Origin of the sequence: Aeoliella straminimaris (assembly GCF_024054565.1) — a bacterium.
Taxonomy (GTDB): domain Bacteria; phylum Planctomycetota; class Planctomycetia; order Pirellulales; family Lacipirellulaceae; genus Aeoliella; species Aeoliella straminimaris.
Window position 1 is genome coordinate 1 of the sequence record NZ_JAMXLR010000093.1, and the last position, 8,657, is coordinate 8,657.

Annotated in this window: 9 protein-coding genes and 1 tRNA gene; 7 read left to right on the forward strand and 3 right to left on the reverse strand. The window is 58.5% G+C overall.

Going from position 1 to position 8,657, the window contains the following annotated elements:
- Positions 1–1,115, reverse strand: a 1,115-nt coding sequence (locus NG895_RS29000) for a hypothetical protein (RefSeq protein ID WP_252856074.1), incomplete at its 3' end; no start/stop codon positions are given.
- A gap of 442 nt (positions 1,116–1,557) precedes the next feature.
- Between NG895_RS29000 and NG895_RS29005 the strand changes: the two genes are divergently transcribed.
- From NG895_RS29005 to NG895_RS29030, 6 genes are all read left to right on the forward strand, one after another.
- A complete protein-coding gene (locus tag NG895_RS29005; protein WP_252856075.1) occupies positions 1,558–2,226 on the forward strand; it encodes a redox-sensing transcriptional repressor Rex in 669 nt (222 codons plus the stop codon).
- 100 nt (positions 2,227–2,326) lie between these two features.
- Positions 2,327–2,398: transfer RNA gene (locus NG895_RS29010), tRNA-Gln, on the forward strand.
- Between the two features lie 122 nt (positions 2,399–2,520).
- Positions 2,521–3,510 carry a 3'(2'),5'-bisphosphate nucleotidase gene (locus NG895_RS29015; RefSeq protein ID WP_252856076.1) on the forward strand — a complete coding sequence of 330 codons (990 nt, stop codon included), beginning with the start codon at positions 2,521–2,523 and terminating at the stop codon, positions 3,508–3,510.
- A gap of 434 nt (positions 3,511–3,944) precedes the next feature.
- The gene (locus NG895_RS29020) at positions 3,945–4,148 is read left to right on the forward strand and encodes a CsbD family protein (protein WP_252856077.1); all 204 of its coding nucleotides are present in this window, start codon (positions 3,945–3,947) and stop codon (positions 4,146–4,148) included.
- Positions 4,149–4,219: 71 nt separating this feature from the next.
- Entirely contained in the window at positions 4,220–4,852 is a 633-nt protein-coding gene (locus NG895_RS29025; protein WP_252856078.1) for a PRC-barrel domain-containing protein, read from the forward strand.
- 455 nt (positions 4,853–5,307) lie between these two features.
- The gene (locus NG895_RS29030; RefSeq protein WP_252856079.1) at positions 5,308–6,315 is read left to right on the forward strand and encodes an SMP-30/gluconolactonase/LRE family protein; all 1,008 of its coding nucleotides are present in this window, start codon (positions 5,308–5,310) and stop codon (positions 6,313–6,315) included.
- A gap of 18 nt (positions 6,316–6,333) precedes the next feature.
- Here NG895_RS29030 and NG895_RS29035 read toward each other — a convergent pair whose 3' ends face one another.
- On the reverse strand, positions 6,334–6,984 hold the full coding sequence (locus NG895_RS29035; protein WP_252856080.1) for a leucine-rich repeat domain-containing protein: 651 nt from the start codon (positions 6,982–6,984) through the stop codon (positions 6,334–6,336).
- Positions 6,985–7,209: 225 nt separating this feature from the next.
- On the opposite strand from NG895_RS29035, the gene NG895_RS29040 reads away from it, so the two are divergent.
- Positions 7,210–7,521 (forward strand): hypothetical protein, encoded by a 312-nt coding sequence (locus NG895_RS29040; RefSeq protein WP_252856081.1) that lies wholly within the window; start codon positions 7,210–7,212, stop codon positions 7,519–7,521.
- Positions 7,522–7,558: 37 nt separating this feature from the next.
- Here NG895_RS29040 and NG895_RS29045 read toward each other — a convergent pair.
- The coding region (locus tag NG895_RS29045; RefSeq protein WP_252856082.1) for a tetratricopeptide repeat protein at positions 7,559–8,657 on the reverse strand (1,099 nt) is incomplete at its 5' end.

The window sequence follows — 8,657 nt, forward strand, 5'->3', positions numbered from 1 at the left end:
TTGCAGACCTTGTAGGTGCAGGTCTTGCATTCGGGAACCATCTTGCAAACCTTGTAGCAGCAAGTCTTGGTGCGGCACTCAGGAACCATCTTGCAGACCTTGTAGGTGCAGGTCTTGCACTCGGGAACCATCTTGCAAACCTTGTAGCAGCAAGTCTTGGTGCGAGGCTCGCATACGTACTTGGTGCAGCAGATTTCCTTGGTCTTGCACTCAGGCACCCAAACCTTCTTGCAGCAAGTCTTCGGCGGGCACTGCACGCACACCTTCTGGCACTTGCCAGGGCAGTAGCAGCAGCAGCAGGTAGCCGGATTCCATACCCATTTGCCAGGGGTGCGGACGCACTTGGTGCGGGTCGGGCCAGGAACCGTGTACTGCTGAGTTTCCCAGTGGCCAGTCTTATAAGTAACCGTCTTGGTGTACGGTACGGCCTTGCGGACGTAGTAGGTCACCTCACGGGTGCGTTCTTCCCACACTGGCTTGTTGACCGTGTAGGTGCGAGTCTTGGTTTCCCAGACTGGCTTGCAAACAGTGTAGTTCACTTCCTTCTGACGTGTTTCCCAAACCGGCTTGTGCACAGTGTAGGTGCGAGTCTTGGTTTCCCAGACTGGCTTGCACACGGTATAGGTGCGGGTCTTCGTCTCGTAGGTCGGAACCATGACCGTGTAGTTAACTTCCTTCTGGCGAGTTTCCCACACAGGCTTGTTCACGGTGTAAGTACGGGTCTTGGTTTCCCAAACCGGCTTACAAACAGTGTAGTTGATCTCTCTTTGGCGAGTTTCCCAAACGGGCTTCATCACCGTGTAGTTACGAGTCTTGGTCTCGTAGGTGGGGACCATCACCGTGTAGTTGACCTGCTTTTGACGCTGCTCGGTCGTGTACTTGGTGTAGTTCACCGTCTTCTCGTAGGGCACGCGCTCGTAACACGTGCGATAGCGAGTTTCTTCAACTTTGTCGTATACCGTCTTGTATTTAGTACGGTAAACAGTGTGGTAGTGTGGCTGGCAACAGGGGTCGCACCCGTCGTAGCTCACAGTACCGCAATTGCCGGCGCCAGCTTGTGTAGCCGCCGTCAGCATCAGCATCGCCACAAGCGACGCACCCAATGCACGTTTCATGGTTTTTCGCCTCCTCAGCAACAGATCGTGGGGAAATGAACAGGTTGGTCAAAACGGATAACTTCCGTCCCTAATAGATTCGGGAACCCTGGCCCGTATCCCTTAGCTGAACCTCCTATTTTTTGCATGCACCGCAATTTCGTCACTTTTCCCATTAGGCGAATCCTGCGTAGTCGCAAATCTCTTCTCAGTCAGCACTTATAGCTTGCCTAGTCTGCCCAGGGCCGAGATCTCGGGCGTCGGTTGTAACGGTGGAGCGTGGCGTGCCGGGATTGCGCATCGATCCGCCAAAAGCGACGGCGACGAGAATGCCAGCGGTAGGATGCAAAATGCGCCGGCTGCGGTAAGGTCGGCTTGACGATTCATCCCTTTGTGGGGCAACCTTGCTGGTAGTCCGGCGAATATCCAGCGCCGCCAATCCTTCGCCCCCGGGCATGTAGATATGAGCAGCGGCCGCCGAAAGTCCGACTCCGTCGATCCAAAAGATGTTCCCAAAGCCGTCGTCAGCAGGCTGAGCCTGTATCTGCGCGAACTGCATCACCTGATTGCGGCCGGCCATGCCACGACCAGTTCTGGGCGATTAGGGCAGCAACTAGGGTTCAGCGATGCCCAGGTGCGACGCGACCTGGCCTATTTCGGGCATTTCGGGCAACCAGGTGTCGGCTACCGCTGCGACGAGCTGATAGGCGCCATTCGGGGCATCCTGGGAACCGACCGCGAATGGCGCGTGGCCATGGTGGGCGTGGGTAATCTGGGCCAGGCGCTGTTGGGCTACCGGGGCTTCGCTTCGCAGGGGTTCAAGATCGTGGCGGCCTTCGACGTCGACCAGAGTAAGACCAACCGCCAGCTGGGCGGGGTGCCGGTTTTCGCCTTGGACGACCTGGCTCAAGTGGTCCAGGACCAGCGAATCGAGCTTGGTCTGGTGGCCGTGCCAGCGAGTACTGCCCAGCTGGCGGCCGATCGGTTAGTGGCGGCTGGCGTGGCGGGAATCTTGAATTTTGCCCCGGTCACCCTGAACCTTCCCGACCATGTGAGCCACGTAGGAGTAGACCTGGCCACCGAACTGGAGCAACTCTGTTTCTCGGTGGCGAACCGCAGCAGCGGGACTTAAGGCCGTGACACGTCAGAACTTCCCGCCGAATTGGCCTTAGGCAGTGGGGCCACTTTCGATAGACTGTGCCGCTCTGTTAAACTAGATTTCAACGCTGCGATACCCCGTGGTGTAATCGGTAACACTAGGGATTTTGATTCCCTCATTCCAGGTTCAAGTCCTGGCGGGGTAGCTTTCGAGGAGGATTCAGGGGTCGGGGGCCAGGATTCGGGGATTCCCTTTCGACACGTCCTCTCAGGTGGGCGATCGTTTTCAGTCCCTGTTCCCCGATTTCTGACCACTGATTCCTTCATCATGTTCGACACGCCCGAAGCCAAGTTCGCGATTGACGCTGTGCGCGAAGCTGCCCAGCTCACACGCCGTGTGCAGCAGGAAATGTGCACCGAGGCTCTCACCAAGGGCGACAAATCGCCCGTGACTGTGGCCGATTTTTCGGCCCAAGCCATTGTCGCCAAACGAATGGCCGAGGCCCTGCCCGAGGCTCGGCTGGTGGGCGAAGAGGATGCCGGCGATCTGAATGCCACCGGCGAGGGGCGGGAGACCCTTGCCCAGATTCGGCATTTCCTGGAGGCCCACATACCGGGTGTCAGCTCCGACGATGTTTGTCGGCTCATCGACCACGGTAACGCCAAGCCGGAAGGCAAGTTCTGGACGCTCGATCCCGTAGATGGCACCAAGGGCTTTTTGCGGGGCGACCAGTATGCTGTGGCCCTGGCGCTGATCGATGGTGGCGAAGTGGTGCTGGGCGTGTTGGGCTGTCCCGAGCTCAATGATCAGCTCACCCCCGAATTGGGCGGCAGCGGAGCCCTGCTGATCGCCAAGCGGGGCGAGGGTGCTTTTGTGACCAGCATCACGGGCGACGACGACTGGAAGCCGCTGCAGGTTTCGCCCTGCGAAGAGGTGAAGGAAACTCGCATCTTCCGCTCGGTGGAGACCGCCCACACCAATACGGGCCAACTCGGCCAGCTCTCGGGGGCCATGGGGGTCGAAGCCCAGCCGATTCCGATGGACAGCCAGGCGAAGAACGCGGTGCTGGCCGCCGGCGGCGGCGAAATGCTGGTGCGTCTGCTCAGCGCCAGTCGCCCCGACTATCGCGAGAAGATCTGGGACCAGGCAGCTGGCTCGATCGTGGTCGAGGAAGCGGGCGGCCGGGTAACCGATCTCGATGGCAAGCCGCTCGACTTTTCGCACGGCACGTCGCTGCTCGAAAACCGCGGCGTTCTCGCGACAAATGGTCACGTACACCAAGCGGCGCTCGCAGCCTTGAAGGCCATCGAAGCGTAGACCTCGCTAGTCTTCGGTATACCGTTTTGGCTCGCCTTGTCGGCCTCCGCCGAGCCAACCCCGACGGCAACCCGGCACACCCCGCCTGAAAATGCTTCCTCCCGGGTGGAAAGGGTGCTGCGGCTCGGTTCTTCTCATCTGGTCGGCGGCGATCCACAATCTTGGTTCATCGTAGTTCAAGCACACCCGCCGGCTCCACGCGGGCATTGGTCGCCTTCGGAACAGCGCGGTGTTCCATCGTCCAGATTTGTGGCTACTTGGGCAGTCTGATGTGGCTTGAATGTCCAAATTTGCCTTCATCTACCCTTTGTCTCGGGATTGGCATACGAACTGCTTTTGACGGTTGTAGTAGCAATCACGCAGGCAACTTCCATTGCTGTCGCATTGTGGCAGCGGTACTGCGTGTTTGAACGTCAGACCAAAAGGAGATTGCGATGAATTGGGATCAAATCGAAGGCAAGTGGTCGCAAACCAAAGGTCAGGTGCAACAACAATGGGGCAAGCTGACCGACGACGACCTGGACAAGATTAACGGCAAGCGCGAAGAGCTCAAGGGCAAGATCCAAGAGCGGTACGGCTTCGCCAAGGAAGAGGCCGAGAAACAGGTAGCAGAGTTTGAGTCGAACTGCTCGTGCTGAGCCAAGACTGGTAGCCTTCTGCCTCGGCGGTGCGCCGAGGCCCTTTTCTCAACGACCCCAGGAGCAGAACGATGAAACCCTTAAGCTTGATCGCGGGTGGACTGGCCATTCTTGTGGCGACCTCCGTTGGCATGATGACCACATCCACTGCCCAAAACGCCATCCGTGACGGTGCACAGCAACAGCAAAAACAGCCGCAGCGGTACGAATCACGCCGGCCCGCGCTGCGTGACGCAGCAAACGATGCGGACCGCAGCCGACCGCAGCACGTGGTCCGCGCCAGCAACGTGATCGGCCACAACATCGTGAATCCCCAAGGTGACGACGTCGGCGAAATCAACGATTTGGTGCTCGATCCGACCAATGGTCAAATTCGCTACGCGGCAGTGACCTATGGTGGGTTCGTTGGGATTGGCGACAAGTTGTTCGCAGTTCCCTGGCAGGCCTTCCAGTGCCGTCCCGATTCTGAGAACTCAGGTGAGTTTATTGTCACGCTGGATGTGACGCAGCAGCAGCTTGAAGGCGCTGAAGGGTTCGACCAGGACAATTGGCCCAACTTCGCCGATCCGAACTTCACCCAGGACATCGATAAACGCTATCGAGTACAACGCGATCGCGAAGCCCGCCGCGACCGGGATCGCGGCGGCGTCGACGTCACCCTCGGACGTGGTGGTGTAGATGTTGATGTAGACCCACGAGACTAGTAATCGCACACTGCTAGTCTAGTTGTCTCTGGCCGCGGGTTGCTCACTGAGTAGCTCGCGGCCATTGCTATGCGCTGGGCGTGTTCCCGCCGCCTTACGTTCCCCCCCGCGGGGCCGCGGGAAGACGTCGGTGTATCCGCTCGCCGAGCCGGAGATGCCAGCCGCTCTCGGGTGAACCCTGGCGATCTCGCTAAATGGCGGACTTCTCGCGAGATTTTCGACTGATTTACTTATTGAAGATTGTCAGCAAGGGCGTCGTGTGGCTAGATTAGTGGCTGCTCTTCCCTGCCGTTGAGGCGGGAACTACCAGTCGCACTCCTTGCCGTAGACCGCTAACGAATAGCCATTTCGAATCGACTCACTTGTCCGCCGCCCTTGGTGCAAGCGTGTCGAGGTTCGAGATGGCTTTTTTGTTGGTCCCAGGTCGAACCTGCACACCGATGGGAATCACTACCATGCACCTCGTTGCTCGCTTGCTGTGTTTCGCGTTGCCGCTCGTCTTACTCGCCGAGGTACACGCCGAGGCATTGCCGTTTGAGACCATCGGGGAGGTCACTGTCGGAGGCCGGCCGGAGAGCGTGATTGGCAACGACCAGTACTTGTTTGCGTCGAATCTGGGAACGGGATCAAATCCACTTGGTAAGGACGGTGACGGGTATATCTCGAAGCTTTCTTACACGGGCGACTTGATCGAGCAGAAGTTCATCTCGCTACCGGGCCAACTCGATGGACCTACCGGCATGGCCTTCCTCGGTAATCGCCTGTTTGCCGCGGACCTGGACGAAGTGATCGGTTTCGACCTGGATGGGGTCGCCGCGCCGGTGCGGGTCGACCTGCGTAGCCAGGGCGTCTCGTTTCTCAACGACCTGGTGCAGGTTTCCGATCGGCACCTGGTGGTCTCGGCCACCAACGTGAAAAAACTGTTCTTGATCGATACCGTGGCCGAGTCCTTCCTGCCCATCGATCTCGACTTTACGCTCAGCGCGCCCAACGGTTTGGCGTTCGATCCCGCGACCGATAAACTTTTCGTGGCTGCGAACCTGGTTCACAATGTCGGCAGTACATCCAATGGCGAGGTTTTGGTGCTTGACCTTGACGTCGATAGTGCCAGCGCGACGTTTGACACCCGATTGTCAAACGCGGGCCGCTTCCTGGACGGTATCTCCCTATTTGGCGATGGCGAAATAATCTACTCCGACTGGGTGACCAACGGTGGGGCTACCGGAACGCTGCACCGGTTCGACATCGACACGCTCGAAATGGACATGTCCACGCCGCTCGGGCTGAGCGGATTTGCAGACTTTCACTGGCAGCAGGGACGGCGAGTGCTCGCGGCGCCCAATCTGACGGCCGGCCGGGTGCGCCTGCTCAGTCTGCCAGTCCCCGAGCCTGGCACGCAGTGGTCGATGGTGGTCGTCGTTGCTGGTGCGTTTGTAGCGCGGCGAGTTCTCGGGGATCGATAATCGCTGTCAGCGGGGCTTTCACCGCCCCGGCGAAACGACGCCTTGGCGAAGTCCTCTGGCGTCTCGGATGTCCAGGTGTTCGGCCTTCACCTGCTTCAGATTGGGCATTGCTTGCAGTACGGGAAGGCTGGCAGCCGAGATGCGTGTGCCACGGATATCGAGTTCTTGGAGCCTCGCCAGCGACGCGAGGCGTTTGCATCCCTCATCCGTGATCGGAGTATAGGCGATCGAGAGCTTCTCGAGCGACTTGCACCTGGCGACGTGCACCATCGCATCGTCATCGATCGACGCGCCCGTCAGATTAAGCGATCTCAGATCCGGCAATTCTGCCAGCAGGGTCAAGTCGTCCGCCTCGAGTGGCGCATCGGTAAGGCTTATCTCGCTCACGGTGCCGAAGTACTCGTAGCCGATGTACTGGCAAAGCTGTTGCTGGACCCGTTCGCCCAGCGTCTGTGGAGGATTTGCCTGGTCGTAGACGTCGAACTGCACAGGCCGCTTGGTGAAGTTGGCCCATTCGTCGGGATTCATCCCATACCCGGCCAGCAGATGTACCCGCCCCACGGCCTGCTTTTGTCGCACTGCCCCGCCCAGGTGCCAGAAGCTGGCGAGCGCCACGACTGTGAACAGCAAGAACCAGGTTCGCAGGCTGAAGCGGAGTTTCCACTGCATGCGTAGCCTTTCTGGGGGGATCGGGCACTTCGGGCCCAGGCTCGAACTGCCCGGATCATAGCAGAACCGGAAAGATTACGCGCCGGAGAGAAAAATCTCAAAATCGTTGCCCCGATCAGGTCTGCCTTCCGCTTTCCTCCTATGTACGACGCCACCAGGGAGCAAGTCGGACTCGCAACGAGGCCGAGCAAAGTGGCGAAATCAACTACCACGGGAGACCTTGTCATGTCGAATAGCAGCACCTGCCCCACGGCCTCGAGTTCCAGCCTCCTGGCCCTGTCCGGACACGCCCTGCCAGCTCATTTGATTGCCGAGAACCACCCCGCCACGCAACACGGTGTGCTCCACCACCTGGCCACGGCGCTGGCGGCCATTCCCTACGCCATTGGCATTTTCTGCGTGTGGCTCTTTGAGCGGGACGAGTTCGACTCGAGCAACAAGCATCACGACCACAGCACGACCGACGACCAGACGGTCCATCGCACCAAGCAACCCGAGGACTACGATCCCTGGGTGGTGCCGATGTTCTGGTGTTAGTAGGGAGGGGGGACTCGTTTCACCGACGGTGTGGAAGTCAGGTGTTATGCTGCGACTTCCACGCCTGATACTCATCGCTCTTGAAGAACTTAACCCAAGCATCGCCAGTCAGATATTCTTCGTCCGGCATAATCTTGTGCGTCTTGTAAAGTCTATCCAAGTACTCCAAGGCTTTGTCATAATCGCCGGTACTGGCATACATGCCCGCCACTTCAATGTAAGCAGAGCCGACGTATGGTACCTCTTGGAGTGCGTTTGTTGCCATTTCAAGTCCCTGGCTGGCTTGCTGCTTAAGGAGCAAAGCGTGCCCTTCATTGATGCGCAGCAGAGCGTCGTCGCCGATTTGTTTTCGCAAGATTTCAATTCCTCGCAGCGCCTTGTCCGGATCGCCTTTTTCGAGGTGATAGTCGATGGTCTTGAGCGCCGTTGACGGATGGTCGGGAACCGTGGACTCCAGGTGCTCAATCAGTTTGTCCGCGGCTTCCAGCCAGCGAGCATTCTCCTCTCCGTCTCCCTTTACCTGGTCCCTGAGGCGCAACGCAGACGCGAGCGATATTTGCGTCAAGAACAGGTTACCCCCGAGCGACTTCGGCAGGTTCAGCTGTGCAACGAAGGCACCTCGATAGTCACCACGCTTGGTGCATTGGATAAGTTGCATGCCCCAACGTTTCTCGTTGCTGAGTAATGTGCGATCGGGTGCCTCTTCAGAAATGAGTCCTGCACTAGTCTCCCAAGGCGCATACCGCCGAGAGATGAACTTGAGGATCTCGCGCGGGTCATTACCTCCTCCAAGGCTCTGCAGACTGACGACTGTTACTTCCTCCGCTTTGCCCAACTTAAGGAGGTAATAGTCGAGCTCGCCAGTGCTGTTGCTCGAAGCACGCATGACGATGAGCCGTTCCCCGTCTTCCTCCTGCGTCGATACGAATCGGAAGGTCGTTTTCTTCAGGAAGAACTGAGCGAGTAACTGACGATGCAGCGGCAACGCAGCGTCCAAACGCGATTGCATCTGCTCGACCCAAGTGTCTTTGTCTTGGTAGTGAAACTCGGTCTCCCCCACGATTGCCTGCATATCGAACTCGATATCGAACAGGGCGTCGCAAGTCTCAAGATCTCCCGCCTCGACTGCTGTGGTC

Excerpts from the sequence above, each read along its gene's own strand:
- NG895_RS29005 (WP_252856075.1), top strand. The coding sequence starts at position 1,558 with ATGAGCAGCGGCCGCCGAAAGTCCGACTCCGTCGATCCAAAAGATGTT.
- NG895_RS29015 (WP_252856076.1), top strand. The coding sequence starts at position 2,521 with ATGTTCGACACGCCCGAAGCCAAGTTCGCGATTGACGCTGTGCGCGAA.
- NG895_RS29020 (WP_252856077.1), top strand. The coding sequence starts at position 3,945 with ATGAATTGGGATCAAATCGAAGGCAAGTGGTCGCAAACCAAAGGTCAG.
- NG895_RS29025 (WP_252856078.1), top strand. The coding sequence starts at position 4,220 with ATGAAACCCTTAAGCTTGATCGCGGGTGGACTGGCCATTCTTGTGGCG.
- NG895_RS29030 (WP_252856079.1), top strand. The coding sequence starts at position 5,308 with ATGCACCTCGTTGCTCGCTTGCTGTGTTTCGCGTTGCCGCTCGTCTTA.
- NG895_RS29035 (WP_252856080.1), bottom strand. The coding sequence starts at position 6,984 with ATGCAGTGGAAACTCCGCTTCAGCCTGCGAACCTGGTTCTTGCTGTTC.
- NG895_RS29040 (WP_252856081.1), top strand. The coding sequence starts at position 7,210 with ATGTCGAATAGCAGCACCTGCCCCACGGCCTCGAGTTCCAGCCTCCTG.